The organism is Ureibacillus sp. FSL W8-0352, from assembly GCF_038004345.1.
GTDB lineage: Bacteria > Bacillota > Bacilli > Bacillales_A > Planococcaceae > Ureibacillus > Ureibacillus thermosphaericus.
This window is the reverse complement of the sequence record NZ_JBBOQT010000001.1, coordinates 2,584,504-2,600,562: the sequence shown is the minus strand read 5'-3', so window position 1 is coordinate 2,600,562 and position 16,059 is coordinate 2,584,504. Positions and strand designations below refer to the sequence as shown.

15 protein-coding genes and 1 pseudogene are annotated in these 16,059 nt (G+C 37.1%); 8 read left to right on the top strand and 8 right to left on the bottom strand.

Going from position 1 to position 16,059, the window contains the following annotated elements; translation table 11 throughout:
• Nucleotides 1-21: 21 nt before the first annotated feature.
• The 4 genes from NST98_RS13075 (at nt 22) to fhuF (ending at nt 3,761) form a co-directional block, all read left to right on the top strand.
• The gene (locus tag NST98_RS13075; protein ID WP_340715291.1) at nt 22-1,026 is read left to right on the top strand and encodes a FecCD family ABC transporter permease; all 1,005 of its coding nucleotides are present in this window, start codon (nt 22-24) and stop codon (nt 1,024-1,026) included.
• Nucleotides 1,023-2,078: a FecCD family ABC transporter permease gene (locus tag NST98_RS13070; RefSeq protein ID WP_340715290.1), complete on the top strand. Its 1,056-nt coding sequence runs from the start codon at nt 1,023-1,025 to the stop codon at nt 2,076-2,078. The genes NST98_RS13075 and NST98_RS13070 overlap by 4 nt, the downstream gene beginning before the upstream one ends.
• Before the next feature lie 92 nt (nt 2,079-2,170).
• Nucleotides 2,171-2,992 (top strand): ABC transporter ATP-binding protein, encoded by an 822-nt coding sequence (locus NST98_RS13065; protein ID WP_340715289.1) that lies wholly within the window; start codon nt 2,171-2,173, stop codon nt 2,990-2,992.
• Nucleotides 2,985-3,761, top strand: coding sequence for a siderophore-iron reductase FhuF (fhuF, locus tag NST98_RS13060; RefSeq protein WP_340715288.1), 777 nt, complete (start codon nt 2,985-2,987; stop codon nt 3,759-3,761). Before NST98_RS13065 ends, fhuF begins: the two co-directional genes overlap by 8 nt.
• Before the next feature lie 118 nt (nt 3,762-3,879).
• On the opposite strand, the gene NST98_RS13055 is transcribed toward fhuF, so the two are convergent.
• The 4 genes from NST98_RS13055 to NST98_RS13040 form a co-directional block, all read right to left on the bottom strand.
• A complete protein-coding gene (locus NST98_RS13055; RefSeq protein ID WP_208651205.1) occupies nt 3,880-4,059 on the bottom strand; it encodes a hypothetical protein in 180 nt (59 codons plus the stop codon).
• Nucleotides 4,060-4,149: 90 nt separating this feature from the next.
• The gene (gene sfsA, locus NST98_RS13050) at nt 4,150-4,839 is read right to left on the bottom strand and encodes a DNA/RNA nuclease SfsA (RefSeq protein WP_340715287.1); all 690 of its coding nucleotides are present in this window, start codon (nt 4,837-4,839) and stop codon (nt 4,150-4,152) included.
• 100 nt (nt 4,840-4,939) lie between these two features.
• Nucleotides 4,940-6,460, bottom strand: coding sequence for a malate:quinone oxidoreductase (locus NST98_RS13045; RefSeq protein WP_340715286.1), 1,521 nt, complete (start codon nt 6,458-6,460; stop codon nt 4,940-4,942).
• 420 nt (nt 6,461-6,880) lie between these two features.
• Nucleotides 6,881-7,504, bottom strand: coding sequence for an NUDIX hydrolase (locus tag NST98_RS13040; RefSeq protein WP_340704703.1), 624 nt, complete (start codon nt 7,502-7,504; stop codon nt 6,881-6,883).
• 326 nt (nt 7,505-7,830) lie between these two features.
• On the opposite strand from NST98_RS13040, the gene ahpC reads away from it, so the two are divergent.
• Entirely contained in the window at nt 7,831-8,394 is a 564-nt protein-coding gene (gene ahpC / locus NST98_RS13035) for an alkyl hydroperoxide reductase subunit C (RefSeq protein WP_016838485.1), read from the top strand.
• Nucleotides 8,395-8,408: 14 nt separating this feature from the next.
• On the top strand, nt 8,409-9,941 hold the full coding sequence (gene ahpF / locus NST98_RS13030; protein ID WP_340704704.1) for an alkyl hydroperoxide reductase subunit F: 1,533 nt from the start codon (nt 8,409-8,411) through the stop codon (nt 9,939-9,941).
• A 119-nt stretch (nt 9,942-10,060) separates the two neighbouring features.
• Here ahpF and NST98_RS13025 read toward each other — a convergent pair whose 3' ends face one another.
• The gene (locus tag NST98_RS13025) at nt 10,061-11,335 is read right to left on the bottom strand and encodes an ISL3 family transposase (RefSeq protein WP_340715285.1); all 1,275 of its coding nucleotides are present in this window, start codon (nt 11,333-11,335) and stop codon (nt 10,061-10,063) included.
• Between the two features lie 266 nt (nt 11,336-11,601).
• On the opposite strand from NST98_RS13025, the gene NST98_RS13020 reads away from it, so the two are divergent.
• Complete coding sequence (locus NST98_RS13020) at nt 11,602-11,928, top strand: winged helix-turn-helix transcriptional regulator (RefSeq protein ID WP_096550023.1); 327 nt, start codon at nt 11,602-11,604, stop codon at nt 11,926-11,928.
• Between the two features lie 231 nt (nt 11,929-12,159).
• Here the strand turns inward: NST98_RS13020 and NST98_RS13015 are convergent.
• Nucleotides 12,160-12,656, bottom strand: a pseudogene (locus NST98_RS13015) (LURP-one-related/scramblase family protein).
• A gap of 34 nt (nt 12,657-12,690) precedes the next feature.
• A complete protein-coding gene (locus NST98_RS13010; RefSeq protein WP_340436729.1) occupies nt 12,691-13,551 on the bottom strand; it encodes a LysR family transcriptional regulator in 861 nt (286 codons plus the stop codon).
• A gap of 367 nt (nt 13,552-13,918) precedes the next feature.
• Between NST98_RS13010 and NST98_RS13005 the strand changes: the two genes are divergently transcribed.
• On the top strand, nt 13,919-14,338 hold the full coding sequence (locus NST98_RS13005) for a hypothetical protein (RefSeq protein WP_157782656.1): 420 nt from the start codon (nt 13,919-13,921) through the stop codon (nt 14,336-14,338).
• A gap of 88 nt (nt 14,339-14,426) precedes the next feature.
• Here the strand turns inward: NST98_RS13005 and ltrA are convergent, their stop codons facing one another.
• Complete coding sequence (gene ltrA, locus NST98_RS13000; RefSeq protein ID WP_340714478.1) at nt 14,427-15,689, bottom strand: group II intron reverse transcriptase/maturase; 1,263 nt, start codon at nt 15,687-15,689, stop codon at nt 14,427-14,429.
• Nucleotides 15,690-16,059: the final 370 nt, after the last annotated feature.

Here is a 16,059-nt window from a genome sequence, read left to right as displayed (position 1 = left end):
AAAAGAGAGGTCTTCAAAAAGATGTTGTTGAAAAGGACTTCTTATAAATGGATTGGCCTTTTTGTTACTTTTCTATTAATGATTGGTTTTATGTGTGCCAGTGTTATCTTTGGATATGCAGATACTACGTGGAGAACAGCCATTGATTCTTTTACCCATTACAATGGATCGAATGAACATGTTATTATTCAAAAAGTAAGAATCCCAAGGGCATTAATAGCTGCGGCAGTTGGAGCAAGCCTAGCGATTGCCGGAGTTCTAATGCAGACGTTAACAAAAAACCCGTTAGCTTCACCGGGAATTTTTGGTATTAATGCGGGAGCAGGCTTTGCAGTTGTTGTTGCTATGACAATATTTTCTGTTCATAATATGCAAAGTTTTAACGTACTTGCGTTTCTTGGCGCCGCTTTTGCTGCCATTAGTGTCTACATAATGGGTTCTTTTGGGCGTGAGGGGCTGACACCGATGAAGTTAACCCTAGCTGGAGCAGCGATTTCTGCGATGTTTGCTAGTTTTACCCAAGGATTGCTCGTTCTCGATGAAGCACTACTTGACCAAGTATTGTTTTGGCTGGCAGGGTCTGTTGCAGGGAGAAATCTTGAAACGCTTATTTCAGTTATTCCTTATATGACTATAGCCTGGCTTGGTTCAATATTCATTTCAGGAAAAATGAATATTTTTGCTATGGGTGAAGATGTTGCCAAAGGATTAGGTTTAAATACTGGTTTCATAAAAATTGCGATTGGAATTTTGGTTATATTATTAGCTGGATCTTCTGTCGCTGTTGCAGGACCAATTGGCTTTGTCGGAATTATCGTCCCACATCTTGCAAGAGCAATTGTAGGAATGGATCACCGCTGGGTTATTCCAATGGCGGGAGTTTTGGGGGCAATTTTATTATTAGCAGCAGATATTGCTGCCAGATACATAGTAATGCCATCAGAAGTCCCTGTTGGTGTGATGACCGCCGCAATTGGAACTCCATTCTTTATCTATATTGCAAGAAGGGGGTTCAATGCGCGATGAGTAAATACAAAAATTTACGCCTTTTTAACGGCAAGATGTCATTACTAATTGATCGAAAAGCTGCATTTATTTATACAACTTTAGCTATAATCGTCTTTGTTGTTTTTGTAATAAGCACGGGTTTAGGGGAAATGAAGATCAACCCGTTGACAGTTGTTAAAGTTCTACTTGGCTTAGGTCCAGAGATGGAAACATTGGTTATCACATCATTCCGTCTGCCAAGAATTATCGTCGCCTTAACTGTCGGTATTTCCCTAGCGATTGCTGGCGCCATTTTACAAGGATTGGTAAGAAACCCACTTGCATCACCTGAAGTATTGGGGATTTCTGGCGGTGCGGCAGTAGCAGTTGTCGGTTTTATGTCCATCTTCAGCGATCAGAACCATTCTTTAACAGTCAGCATAGCTTGGTTGCCATTAGCTGCATTTATTGGTGCTAGTGTGGTGGGGGTCTTAGTTTATTTCCTTTCTTGGAAAAATGGGGTACCCCCTATTCGCCTTGTGTTAATTGGCATCGGGATTTCCGCACTTATGCAGGCGTTCACCACATTTTTAATGGTAACTGGACCAATCTATCAAGCAAGCCAAGCAAATATTTGGATTACGGGCTCAGTTTATGGATCTAATTGGACAAACGTTGCAATTCTTGTTCCAGGGGCGGTTATCTTAATTATCCTCGCCATTCTTGCTACTAGACAGCTTAATGTTCAGGAATTAGGTGATGATGTAGCAACTGGGCTAGGCGATAACGTTCAAAAACATAGGTTTCTATTATTAATGTTAAGTACAGCGTTAATTGGCATTTCAGTAGCTTTTGCTGGCACGATTGGTTTTGTTGGGCTGATGGCTCCCCATATGGCAAGACGGCTTGTTGGCTCATCCTTCGAGGCGTTGATCCCTACATCCGCATTTATTGGAGGAATACTTGTAATGCTTGCAGACTTAATCGGCCGGACCGTCTTTTCACCTTTAGAGGTGCCTGCAGGCGTATTCACTGCAGGAATTGGAGCGCCATATTTTATCTATCTGCTTTTTAAAACAAGAAATTCTTAAAATGAAGTGAATGAGCATCAGAAGAGATATTTTCTTTGAAAGTGCTTGGAACGAAAGTATTCGAAAACTAAAAATAAAAAGGAGCTAGCAAGATGACGAGTGCGATTGAGACGAAAAATTTATCGATTTCCTATGGAAAAAACCTCATAATTCACGAGTTGGATTTAAAAATACCAAAGGGTGAGATTACCGTATTTATTGGGGCAAATGGCTGCGGAAAATCGACGCTTCTTCGTTCGATCGCCCGTCTGCTGAAGCCAACATCTGGTACGGTTATTCTTGAAGGTAAAGCAATCGCTAAGCTTTCTACCAAAGAAGTTGCTAAGCAAATGGCGATCCTTCCTCAATCACCATCTGCACCGGAAGGCTTAACGGTTTTGCAGCTGGTAAAACAAGGACGCTATCCTCATCAAACTTGGCTACGTCAATGGTCAGAAGAGGATGAAAAAAAAGTGAACAATGCTTTAAAGGCGACACGACTCGAAGAATTAAAGGAAAAACCGGTAGATGCTCTTTCCGGTGGACAACGTCAGCGTGCCTGGATTGCCATGACTTTGGCTCAAGATACGGATATCCTTTTATTAGATGAACCAACCACTTATTTAGACCTGACCCATCAAATCGAAATACTTGATTTGCTTTTTGAATTAAACGAAAAGGAAAAACGTACGGTGGTAATGGTTCTACACGACTTAAATCTTGCTTGCCGATATGCCCATCATATTGTGGCTATCAAGAATCAAAAAGTTTTTGCCCAAGGGAAGCCGGAGCACGTCATTAATCGCAGTCTAGTGAAAGCTGTCTTTGACATGGATTGTGAAGTAACACCAGATCCTTTGTTTGGAACGCCGCTGTGCATCCCATATGGCAAAGGTAGATGCATTTTAAAAGAGGTAGTTATTTCCCATGGTTAATACATTGACAGAGAAAGAATTACAGATATTGCAAAAATATAGATTAACATCTGAATCGATGCATACTTTCAATGTTTATCAATTAATGGATGAAATTTATCTTAAAGAATTCATTTCAAAAATTGCCGAGATGATTGGTGCCCCTTCAGAAAAAGTTGCAGCTTCCATTTTTATGAAGAGATTTGCTTTCGTTGCAGTTATTTCTTTATTTGCTATGTCTGTTTGGAACAAAAAACTCAATGTTGAACTGAATATGATTGAAATGGAATGGCCAGAGAAAGGGGAAAACTGGATTCCAACCATTAATCTTAATGATTTAAACTTTGAGGAATTGAATCAAAACTGTCAAAGCCGTTCCTTATGGCGGCAAGGGATTATAGAGGATTTATTTTTGAAAAATATTTCTCCACTCATCGATAAGTTTGAAAAAACAATTGGCATTTCCCAAACGATTTTATGGGAAAATATTGCCGTGTACGTATTTTGGCTGTATGAAATGGAGTTAAAGGAGAATCATCAACAAGCCATTGATGACTTTCACTACATCATTTTTGAAGCAGATGGGTCATTATTTGGTTATCATCATAAAGAAAATCCTCTGCGAAAATATTATGGTAAGAAAACATTTATAGATAATGGAGCAGAGCTCAGAATTAGAAAAACATGTTGTTACAACTATCTCCTTGATAGTATGAAGCGATGCAAAACATGTCCTTGCATTTCTAGAAAGATGGAAACAAAATCATTTAAAAAACATTTAATAGAGTGATCGATTATACGCTTTACAATTGAAGTAAAGCGTTTTTTTATGGTAATACTTTCACTTAAAAAAAGCTATGGAAAAGTATCCATAGCTTATAAATACTCAATAATTCAAATGGTCAGTCTTAATGCCATGCTGTTCTTTCACTGATTGGTTGTTGTATACGCCCTTTTTCCTTTTGGGAGGTTGTTTCAATTGCCATATCAGAAGCAAATTCTGTTGATTTTTGATTAGGGGATTGGTGAAATCGAAGCTTATTTTTGCGTTGGAACTCGCCTTTATGTTTATTATCCTCAATCGACATAACCATCCTCCTTATTGAGCAAATTGAACAAATCTAATTTGTTCATTATTAAATTGTCCTAAATTCTTCTTTTTATGTAACCATCCTTTTTCATATTAATTCAACGGGAATTCGATTACTGATTACCATACATTGTTCACTTACACTTGTTTCGTAAGCTAAAATTTGCACTCCTTGTTTTGAAGCTTGGCGTAACGCATTTGAAAAGGACGGGTCTGTTTCATGATTAGGTACAAAAAGGCGGCAACCCTCCATTTGAATAATAAATAATATGATTCCTTTATAACCTTCCTCCACAGCTTTCACTAATTCTAGAACATGTTTTGCCCCTCTAGAAGTGGGTGCATCAGGAAACACTGCTACTCCATCTTTCTCTAACGTTACGCCCTTAACTTCAATAAACCCTCTTTCTTCTTGCGTTTCAAAGTATAAATCAAATCGGGAATCTCCATATTTCACTTCTTTTTTTAATTTTTGGACGGTTCCAATTTCAGCAATTTTCCCATCTAATATCGCTTCATAAGCAACAGTATTTGGTGCCTGGGAATCGATATTTACCCACCGTTCGCCTTTTTTCACAGCAATGAGCGAATATTTTGTTTTCCGGTTCGGATCATTACTTTCTTCTAGTAACACTTCTACATTTTGTATCAACAATTCCTTTAAGCGACCAGTGTTTTTAACATGGACTTTTTCTTTTTGACCATCGATATAAACTTCAGCAACAAAGCGGTTCAATCGTTGATAAAAGATTCCCCTAACCATATTGATGTATCTCATTTATTTCACATCCATATCCTGTTATTTTGCAAGTAATAAAAAACATACCAGATTCCCTTTATGGAGATCTGGTATGTTAGGACGGCTATGTAGAGAGCCTTCATGATTGAATTGTTTCTAATTCTTTCTCTATATTTTCTTTTCCTAAACCTAAAATTTCATCAGTAGAAGCTTGTATTTCTTTGAATAGATCTGGGTTGTCTAGTAATTTTTGACCATAGGATGGGATCATTTCTTTAATTTTTCCTTCCCATTTTTTCATTTCTTCTGGGAAGCAGCGATTAATTACATCAAGCATTACTTTTACTGCTGTAGAAGCGCCTGGAGAAGCTCCTAATAATGCAGCGACAGAGCCGTCAGATGAAGTAATGACTTCTGTACCGAATTGCAATGTACCTTTACCGCCAGTTTCAGTATCTTTAATTACTTGTACGCGTTGTCCAGCAATAATAATTTCCCAATCTTCAGCTTTTGCATTAGGAATAAATTCACGTAATTCTTCAATGCGTTGTTCTTTCGTTAACATAAGTTGTCCAATTAAGTATTTTGTTAACGGCACGTTTTTCGCACCACAAGCAAGCAAAGTAAATAAGTTATTCGCTTTGATGGAAGCAAATAAATCCATGTAAGAACCAGTTTTCAAGAACTTAGGTGAGAATCCTGCAAATGGTCCGAACAATAATGATTTTTCACCATCGATATAACGAGTATCTAAGTGCGGCACAGACATTGGAGGTGCTCCAACTTTTGCTTTACCATATACTTTTGCATGGTGTTTTTTAATGATTTCAGGGTTTTTACATACTAAGAATAAACCACTTACTGGGAACCCACCAATGTGCTTACTTTCTGGAATTCCTGTATCTTGAAGTAAATGTAAGCTTCCGCCACCTGCACCAATAAATACAAAATCAGCAGAAACGTATTTCATTTTAATGCTGTCTAAATCGTGGACTTTTAATTCCCAACGGCCGTCTTTTGTGCGTTTAATGCCTTCAACCATATGTTTGTAATGTACTTCAACACCTTGATTTTGTAAGTGTTTCACTAAAATGCGCGTTAATTCACCAAAGTTTACGTCCGTACCTGAATCAATTTTTGTAGCTGCGATTGGTTCTGTAATAGCGCGGTCTTCCATCATTAATGGAATCCACTCTTTTAATTTTTCCGGATCGTCAGTGAATTCCATACCTTCAAATAGATGCAATTTTGACAGTGCTTCAAAACGCTTTTTCAAGAAGGAAACATTATTTTCACCTGTAACGAAACTCAAGTGTGGTAACGGCATTATAAAATCTTGCGGATTCTGAATTAAATTATTTTTTACAAGGTAAGCCCAAAACTGCTTAGAAACTTGGAATTGTTCATTTACATTAATTGCTTTGGAAATGTCAATGGAGCCATCTGGTTTTTCAACTGTGTAGTTAAGCTCACATAGCGCGGCATGTCCTGTACCCGCATTGTTCCATTCATTTGAACTTTCTTCGCCAGGCTTATCAAGTTTTTCGTAAATCGTAATATTCCAATCTGGAGCAAGCTCTTTTAGTAACGTCCCTAAAGTTGCACTCATAATACCGGCGCCGATTAGAACGACATTTTTCTTAGTTTGACTACTACTCATTTTATAACCATCCTTATCTCCCCTATTTTTTCCATAAAGATGTAGCTATTTTTTGTCAACATCTTCTTGTACATTTTGACCTTATTATAGTATAACACTTTTAATTTGAGATTTAAATATTATATCTATGCTCTAATAGCAAGTTAAAATGTACATTTATGGAAAATATTTTTTTGATACATTCATGTGTATAAAAGGTATCATTACTTTCTTTTCTATATTGATTTATATTATTTACCGTATTTGGTGAAATTATTTTCGAATGCATGATGAATAAAAAATGCAATATTTGGATTCATTACAATTATATTGATATAACATTTTGAGCGGAAAACAAATGATAAATGCTAGCAAGTTTTTTATTTAAACAACTGTGACATGCTTCGTAATCATTTCTATAATGTTACCATAGAGAATATCTTATTTATTTTTCAGTATTTCAACAAAATGTTTTAAAATTCTCGCCGTTAAACCCCAAATGGTATACTGCTCATAGTCATAAAACCATTCTTCCATTTCTCTTGTTCTCCATTGATAATCCTTACCATTAATAATTTTTTCATAAGGAAAATCTGATGGCGGAATGATCTTTATTTTTACTAAATGAGAATATGGCTCATAATTGAGAAGCCACTTTATTGGAATCGTAAAGATTTCTTCTACTTCTTCTTTATTATAAGAAGATTGAATGACTTGATTATCAATTGTTGCAACATATGGGTAAATGACAAAGGAAGGGGAAGTTATTAACGGACTTAGTTCACCTATTATTTTAATTGTATTAGGATGAATTCCCAATTCTTCATGGGTTTCCCTCAAAGCTGCTTCTAATGGAGATGCATCTGAATCTTCGACACGGCCTCCCGGAAAACTAATATCTCCTGGCTGTTTTCTTAATGTGAATGAACGCACTTCAAAAAGAATATGCCATTCTCCTTCTATTTGAATGATGGGAATCAACACTGCAGAACGAAAAGCTGTTTCTTCACCAATAAATGTCATTTGCTGTGTATTTAACTTTCTCTTCAACTGTTCCAAAAACACTAAACTCCACTCTCCCTTCTATGAAACCTTTGTACTCTATCCTAACATAAACATTCATTATAGATAGGAGTTTGTTTCTTGTATTACCCATGCGCATCTTCTAAAATAAATATATAGTGAATAATGGAAAAGTTTAGTTTGTTCGTCACTTCAATTCATTTTCCATTTTTATGTATATATATGTAGTCTAAAATATAGACTAATGTTTGAAATGTTTAATATATTCCATTTGACAAAAAAAGATATGTATATAATAATTAATTCTAGCTAATAATTATTATCAAAAAGTTTTTATATTAAAAATAAGATTTTTGGAGGTAATGAATATGTCATTAATCGGAAAACAAGTACAACCATTTACTGCTCAAGCTTACAAAAATGGTGAATTCATCACAGTAACTGAAGAAGATTTCAAAGGTCATTGGTCTGTAGTTTGCTTCTACCCTGCTGACTTCACATTCGTATGCCCAACTGAATTAGAAGATCTTCAAGAACAATATCCAAAACTTCAAGAATTAGGCGTTGAAGTATTCTCAGTTTCAACTGACACTCACTTCACTCACAAAGCATGGCATGATACTTCAGAAACAATTGGAAAAATCACTTACGCTATGATTGGTGACCCAACTCACGTTCTTTCAAAACAATTTGAAGTGTTAAGAGAAAACGAAGGTCTTGCTGATCGCGGTACGTTCATTATCGATCCAGATGGTGTAATTCAAGCTGTTGAAATCAACGCTGAAGGTATTGGCCGTGACGCAAGTGCTTTAATCGACAAGATTAGAGCTGCTCAATACGTACGTAACAATCCTGGTGAAGTTTGCCCAGCAAAATGGAAAGAAACTGGTAAAACACTTAAGCCAAGCCTTGACCTTGTTGGTAAAATTTAAGGAGACGATTCAACATGGCATTAGATGCAGAAATAAAATCTCAACTAAGCCAGTATTTACAGCTGCTTGAAAACGATATCGTTTTAAAAGTAAGTGCTGGTTCTGACGAGGTATCTGAAGAGATGCTAGCTTTAGTTGATGAGCTAGCATCCATGACACCAAAAATTAAAGTAGAAAAAACAGAACTAAAAAGAACACCAAGCTTTAGCGTAAACCGTGTTGGCGAAGACACTGGTATCACTTTTGCCGGTGTTCCATTAGGACATGAATTCACTTCATTAGTATTGGCATTATTGCAAGTAAGCGGTCGTCCTCCAAAAGTGGATGAAAAAATCATCAATCAAATTAAATCCATCAAAGAAGAGTACAACTTCGAAACATATGTCAGCTTAACTTGCCACAATTGCCCTGAAGTTGTGCAAGCACTTAACATCATGAGTGTATTAAATCCTAACATTACACATACTATGATTGATGGTGCTGCATACAAAGAAGAAGTGGAAAGCAAAGACATTTTAGCTGTGCCAACAGTTTTCTTAAACGGTGAACCGTTTGCTAGCGGCCGCATGACGATTGAAGAGATTCTTGGAAAGCTCGGTAAAGGCTCAGATGTGGAAGAATTGTCCAATAAAGATCCGTTTGATGTATTAGTAATCGGCGGTGGGCCTGCGGGAGCGAGTGCAGCAATTTATGCAGCCCGCAAAGGCATTCGCACTGGCATTGTAGCAGAACGCTTTGGAGGACAAATTCTAGATACATTAACAATTGAAAACTTCATTAGCGTAAAAGAAACAGAAGGGCCAAAATTAGCAAAAGCTCTTGAAGAACACGTGAAAGAATATCCAGTTGACATTATGAATCTCCAACGTGTAAAACACCTTGAAAAGAATGGCGACCTAATTGAAGTAGAACTTGAAAACGGCGCCGTTCTAAAAAGTAAAACAGTGATTATTGCAACAGGTGCACGTTGGCGCAACATCAATGTCCCTGGAGAACAAGAATTCAAAAATAAAGGTGTTGCATACTGCCCTCACTGCGACGGACCATTATTCGCAGGAAAAGACGTTGCGGTAATTGGTGGAGGCAACTCCGGTGTGGAAGCAGCCATTGACCTCGCTGGTATCGTTAACCATGTGACAGTACTTGAATTCAATGACCATCTAAAAGCAGACGAAATTTTACAAAATCGCCTTCATAGCTTACCAAATGTTACGGTTATCACAAATGCGGCTACAAAAGAAATCACTGGTACAGACAAAGTAAATGGTCTTACATATGTAGACCGCGCTACCGGCGAAGAAAAACACATTGAATTAGCTGGTGTATTCGTTCAAATTGGTCTTGTTCCAAATACAGATTGGCTAGAAGGCACACTTGAACGCAATAAAATTGGCGAAATCATTGTAGATAAAAAAGGTGCTACTTCAATCCCTGGTGTATTTGCAGCAGGGGACTGCACAGATGGTCCATACAACCAAATCATCATCTCCATGGGATCTGGCGCAATTGCTGCATTAAGCGCATTCGACTATCTTATTAGAAATTAATATTACAATAAAGCAGTCCTAATTTGGACGGTTCTTTGTCAAATGGTGTTGGTGAATAAATTCTAGTGACATTATTTGGTAATATGTAATCGGATGGCTTAGGGGAAATTCGAGTTCCCCTAAGCTGTTTTTATTTTCGCTAAGTTTTGGGTAATGAATATTCGGTTTCTAAAGTGATAGAAGGATCGATAACCGAAAGAAATGCGTTTAATCACTTTGATTTTGTTATTAATCCCCTCTAAAATGCCGTTATTATAATCGTACTTTAGCGTATTCTCGACGTAATTGATGTAGTTGTTGATTGTCTTGATGGCGGTTTTCATATAGCTGGAAACGCTGTTCTGTTTATTCGCCAAGGTTTTCTTCAAGAGCTCAAAGTCTTTGGTTTTGATGCAATGTTGCACGTATTGGTATAACTCATAGGACGCTTTTAATTCAGAATCTAAATCAATGAGATAGTGGAGAATCTCCACCTCACACATATGCTTTTTAAAGCAACGATGATATGTATAGTTCTTATAATCAAGTTTTGTTTGATCTTTCAGAAGGAGCTTCCAGTATTTTTTTAATTTATTGTAATTCTTTTTATCCCGATTCATGACGTTGATGCGCGTTTTGTTTAAAGCTCTGCTAAATAGTTGGAGGATATGGAATTTGTCGAGTACGATTTCCGCTTTAGGGAAAACTTCTTGGATTAAGGAAATATAAGGGCTGTACATATCGATGACAATCGTTTTTACCGCATCTCTCGCCTTCTTGGAATACCGTAAGAAATACTCTTTGAGGACATGTAATCTCCGGTCCTCCACGATATCCACAATCTCCCCCGTTTCAGAGTCGCAGAAAATAAAGGACATCGCTCCAGCTGCGGATTTCACTGATTTAAACTCATCAAAACACAAATGCTTTGGAAGGTAGTGAACATTTGGTTGATAGTAGCTATAAAAGCTGTCAATGACTCTACTGACAGTGGCATGAGAAACATTATGTTTCATCGCAATATCTTTTTCGGATATTTTATCTTTGGCGTTTAAAGCAATCGATACTTTGGTATTGTTGGAAATACAACAGTTTTTAGCCACGACGCTCGTTTTTAAAGTAAACGTGGAATGACAATGTTTACAGAAATAACGCTGTTTACGCAATTTTAAGTAGGTATGAAAACCTGAAACACTAGGCATTTTAATGAGAGACGTTTTAAAACCGTGTTTAATGATTTGATCATCAAAGACATGTCCACAAGCATAGCACGCTTTTGGTTGGTAAGTTAATTGGCCATAAAAGACTTTTGATTGGACCCCTTTAATGAGTTCTTCTGCACAAAAATTTTCATCAAATGTGATATTTTTGTCTTTAATATTTAATAAATTACGTATAGAATAATGATGAGACATGTGACATCACTCCTTGTAAATGTGGTTTTGGTCGATTACATTTTACCAGAGTTTTGTCACTGTCTCATTTTTTTGTTCAAAAAAATTGGTGCTGGTTTATACTCACCAACACCAAATATTATAGAGCCATTTGGACTGCTTTTTATTTTCGCTTGCGATTTTTATTCAATGTTTAGTTACTTTCTGTAATGATGTTAAAAAAAATAACTTATTTTGTTTTTATAATCGACTTTTTGATAAAATACTTAATTAGAGAGGTGTTGTAATTGGAACAGCCAGCGATTTGCCCAAAATTTGAAAAAGCAATATCCATCTTAAGTCAGAGATGGACTGCATTAGTGATATATCAATTACTTTCTGGACCAAGACGTTTTAGTGAAATACAGTCAACTATCGGTATTAGTGGAAAGGTTTTATCTGACCGCTTAAAAGAATTAGAACAAATGGAGATTATTAATCGAAAAGTGATCCCTTCTACTCCCGTCGTGATCGAGTATTCATTGACGGAAAAAGGTCGTTCGATGGAACCCATATTGAAATCAATTGAAGAATGGTCTCAACAATGGATTTCCGTTGAATCTGTTGAATTATAAGAAGCCAAGGGGGCGTCTGAAAAGTCATTGTGAGACGCCCCCTTTGCGACTGTCGCACATGCTTTCGCCGCAGATAAATTGCGGCTGTCGCACATGCTTAGCCGCAGATAAATTGCGACGAGGAGGCGCGTTTGATGTGACCACCGCAGGAGCAAAATTTTTAAGAGAATATTACTATAAGAAGTAAGGCTGTTCAGAAAGTGTTCGACTTTCTGAACAGCCCCTTTTTTATCAAACTGAACTTGTGGCAGAAGCAATTCTTTGATCTTCCTTCACACAATCAATGGCAATTACAAGAGCAATAATAATGGTTTCCAACTCTTCTTTTAAGATTTGTGCTTTATAACTGTCTCCCCAAGTAAACCATTCTTTGCTTACTTGACCTATTTTTTCACCATGTTGGAATACTTGAAAATCCATATCCCACCAATTACCACGTACTTCTATTCCAGCTGAATCTATCGTATAGCGCGATTTAAAAAAGGTAAATTCCTTTATGATTGTTATGACGTGCTGCCCTCCAACTTCAACAGTAAATTTTGGCAATACACCAAATACTTTTTTGTAATAAGGGCTACTTGTTGCCCCTCCATATTATCAATTGAAAAGGTTTTTGGAATTTTTAAGAATCTCCCTTTTACATAGTACACATCATTCTCATGTTCATCTTTGATCGTAAATTTATCAGTTAAGCTAAAAAACTTTTGTTTTATATACAGTTGTTTCATTCAGAATCTTCCTTTCAAAAAGGTTACAAACCTTTTAAGACAGTTTTCGAATGATGAAATCGATAAAATAACGACTAGCAATTGGCAACGTTTTTTTATTTTTATAAGCAATGCCAATTGTTCGAATTATCGGAGGGTTCACTTCTTTTATGACAAATCGGTAACGAACTTTTTTCATCACCATTTCCGATAGAATTGAAACGCCGAGTCCACTTTCGACCATTGACATTATTGTATAATCATCAATTACTCTATATTGAATATTAGGATGCAATCCTTTTTTCTTAAAAGCATTTAGCGGTTCATTTAGTTCTCCTTCTTCAAGTAATATAAACGGTTCCTTTGCTAAATCTTCTAATGTGACTGTTGAATCGTTTGCAAGAGGATGATTTTCTGGTAAGATTGCGACCATATTATCCTGCTTTAAAACAACTGTTTCTAAGTCTTCTGCCGCATCAGGATTGACAAACCCGAAATCCACACTGCCTTCTTTAATATATTTGACGATACTTGTATATTCTCCTTGCTGCAGGTGAAATTGCACGGATGGGTAAAGGTGTTTAAAATCTTGCATTAAACTTGGCAACCAATTGCTTGAAACGCTTGTAAAAGTTCCAATTCGAATATGCCCGTTTGCTAATCCTTGCATTTCCTTCGCTTTTTCAATCAGTTCTGCATGAGAATTTGCAACTCTCGTAATAAAAGGCAAAAATTCCTCTCCATCCGGCGTTAATGTAATGCCTTTTCTTGAACGGTATATCAACGTTGTCCCCATTTCTTCTTCAAGAGCTTGAATCATCTGACTGATAGCAGACTGAGTATAACCAAGTTCTGCCGCTGCTTTTGTGAAGCTCCCTCTTTCAATCACTTTTAAGAAAGCATAGTATTGTTTCATTTCTTATAAAACCCCTTCATAGACTTGCCTATGTAATAATTATAAACATTAATTTTACTAGATTCTTCCCTAATATGTAAAATGATGGGATGAAAACTGATATTCCAATAGCAATGGCTTATTTTATAATTTCTATTGATATTACTTGTAATTAAATCCTTTTGAAGCAGTAGTGATGTCTGCCGCAAATTGAATTTTAACTGGACATTTATGCTAAAAGTGGGCTTCTTCACTTTAATGAAATCAAATTCATCAATCCATTCATAATTCATAAAAAATCGTATTATGATGAAATAAGCAAAGGAAAAAGGAGGAACAACAAGCTTTAAGTAAAAGGAAATGGCGACGTTAGTAGGAGCATGGAATAATGACAACAAGGAGTGTATACATGAGGGGATCCATTTGGATTAAGCTTGCAGTTCTTTACTTGATTTTTGGAATTTGTGTAGGATTATTTATGTCGATGACGCTTAAACTTCAATGGGGTTCTGCTCATGCACATGTAAACTTAGTTGGTTTTGCAACAACGGCTATTTTCGGAGTTATCTATAGCCTTTATCCAAGAGCTGCAATCAATTCATTAGGTAAAACACACTTTTGGCTTCATCAATTAGGGGTCCCGGTTTTCCTACTCAGCGCCTTTTTAGTTCAAGTCCCTGGTATGCTCGATACAGCACATATTTTCACATATCTTGGCGGCGGTGCATTTTTATTAGGCAATCTCCTTTTTATCATCAACGCTTTTAAAAATATTAATGAATCTAATATTAGTAGGAAATCATTATAAAAATTTAGTACGCAATCGAGTAGGAGGGAGCGATTAACTCCCGTCCTCTCACACCACCGTACGTACGGTTCCGTATACGGCGGTTCAATTAAGATAATTGACGCAAGTTTTCATAACGAGCTTCAAGACTTTTCAGCCCTTGGTTTCTCCAATAGGAGTTACCAAGGGTTCTGTGTAATATTGGACTTTTTGAAATACGCCAATAACTCTTCCGAGTATTTCCCCATTCATACGCTTGCCATTGTGGTACGCCAAGTTGAATAAGGTTGCGTATCTTTGTTTTCGGTTTCTTCCAGTTCTTCCATAGACACATTCGAAGTCTTCTACGAATCCATTTATCTAATTCAGGGAATATAGATTTGGTGTCTGCTAACGCAAAATATCCACACCATCCCATTAGATATTGATTCAGTTTCTGAATGCGGTATTCCATCGGGTAGGGCATCTTGCGTGATGTGATTTCACGAACTTTATTCTTCATTCGTTTAAGGCTTTCTTTTGCGATACGAACCTTTGGCTCTTTATGATAGGTAAAGCTAAATCCTAGAAACTTACGTTTCCATGGACGGTCGACCGCTGATTTCTTTTCATTTACTTTCAGTCGTAGTTTTCCTTCAATAAATCGCTGGATACTTGCCATTGTGCGAAGTCCTGCTCGTTTACTTTTCACGTAAATGTTACAGTCATCCGCATATCGAACGAATTTGTGTCCTCTTCTTTCCAATTCTTTATCTAGTTCATCTAGTACAATGTTAGATAGTAGCGGACTTAATGGTCCTCCTTGTGGAGTTCCTTCTAATGTGCTTGACACCACACCATTAATCATGACGCCCGATTGTAAATACTTACGAATCAATTTCAGTAATGGTTTATCTTGGATTCTCTTCGCGAGTGTACCCATTAATCTGTCATGGTTGACCTTATCAAAGAATTTCTCCAAGTCCATATCTACAACCCATCGATATCCATCTCTTATATATTCTTTCGCTTTTCTCATCGCATCATGAGCACTTCGGTTTGGTCGAAATCCGTAGCTGTTTTCAGAGAATGTAGGGTCATACACTTTTGAAAGTACTTGGGCGATTGCTTGTTGAATCAAACGGTCTGTTACGGTAGGGATTCCTAGTAAACGAACACCGCCATCAGGTTTCGGGATTTCGACTCTGCGGACTGGCATCGGTTCATAAGTTCCCTTGAGAATTGCTTCTTTAATCGATAGCCAGTTTTCAACTATGTGCTGTCGTAGATTTTGTACGGGCATCATATCTACTCCGTGGCTTCCTTTATTCTGTTCTACACGTTTTAGTGCTTGAAGCATATTCTCCCGTGACAGGATTTGATTCAAAAGCATCGTTATTCTCCTTCCGTGAATAGCTTATCTTCTTATGCCAGTGGTCACTCCACCCTCCAAGAGGTCCCCCACGGGATTCACCGCTTCCTCCCTCAAGTGAGGTACTACGTTTTCTGTGTTCATCATGACTCACTGAATGCCAAGGGCTATTCTCTCTTAATTGTTCGGTCCTTCTCAGTTGTTCTAGACCAACTAATACTATGACCTCTGCTGACTTCTGACGGTTCAGCTACTTATCACTAAGTAGGTTATGAAGTGTACTTCACGTATCCATCAGACCTCCCTGGGTAAGAATGTAATCTTTCCTTCCATCTATCTGCTTCATTTACTCTGTATCACCTTCGGCAGAAAGGACTTTGTTTTGTTGAGC

Coding starts and splice junctions, on each gene's coding strand:
- NST98_RS13010 (WP_340436729.1), bottom strand. CDS start 13,551: ATGAAACAATACTATGCTTTCTTAAAAGTGATTGAAAGAGGGAGCTTC.
- NST98_RS13075 (WP_340715291.1), top strand. CDS start 22: ATGTTGTTGAAAAGGACTTCTTATAAATGGATTGGCCTTTTTGTTACT.
- fhuF (WP_340715288.1), top strand. CDS start 2,985: ATGGTTAATACATTGACAGAGAAAGAATTACAGATATTGCAAAAATAT.
- NST98_RS13045 (WP_340715286.1), bottom strand. CDS start 6,460: ATGAGTAGTAGTCAAACTAAGAAAAATGTCGTTCTAATCGGCGCCGGT.
- NST98_RS13055 (WP_208651205.1), bottom strand. CDS start 4,059: ATGTCGATTGAGGATAATAAACATAAAGGCGAGTTCCAACGCAAAAAT.
- NST98_RS13005 (WP_157782656.1), top strand. CDS start 13,919: ATGACAACAAGGAGTGTATACATGAGGGGATCCATTTGGATTAAGCTT.
- ahpF (WP_340704704.1), top strand. CDS start 8,409: ATGGCATTAGATGCAGAAATAAAATCTCAACTAAGCCAGTATTTACAG.
- sfsA (WP_340715287.1), bottom strand. CDS start 4,839: ATGAGATACATCAATATGGTTAGGGGAATCTTTTATCAACGATTGAAC.
- NST98_RS13070 (WP_340715290.1), top strand. CDS start 1,023: ATGAGTAAATACAAAAATTTACGCCTTTTTAACGGCAAGATGTCATTA.
- ahpC (WP_016838485.1), top strand. CDS start 7,831: ATGTCATTAATCGGAAAACAAGTACAACCATTTACTGCTCAAGCTTAC.
- NST98_RS13025 (WP_340715285.1), bottom strand. CDS start 11,335: ATGTCTCATCATTATTCTATACGTAATTTATTAAATATTAAAGACAAA.
- ltrA (WP_340714478.1), bottom strand. CDS start 15,689: ATGCTTTTGAATCAAATCCTGTCACGGGAGAATATGCTTCAAGCACTA.
- NST98_RS13065 (WP_340715289.1), top strand. CDS start 2,171: ATGACGAGTGCGATTGAGACGAAAAATTTATCGATTTCCTATGGAAAA.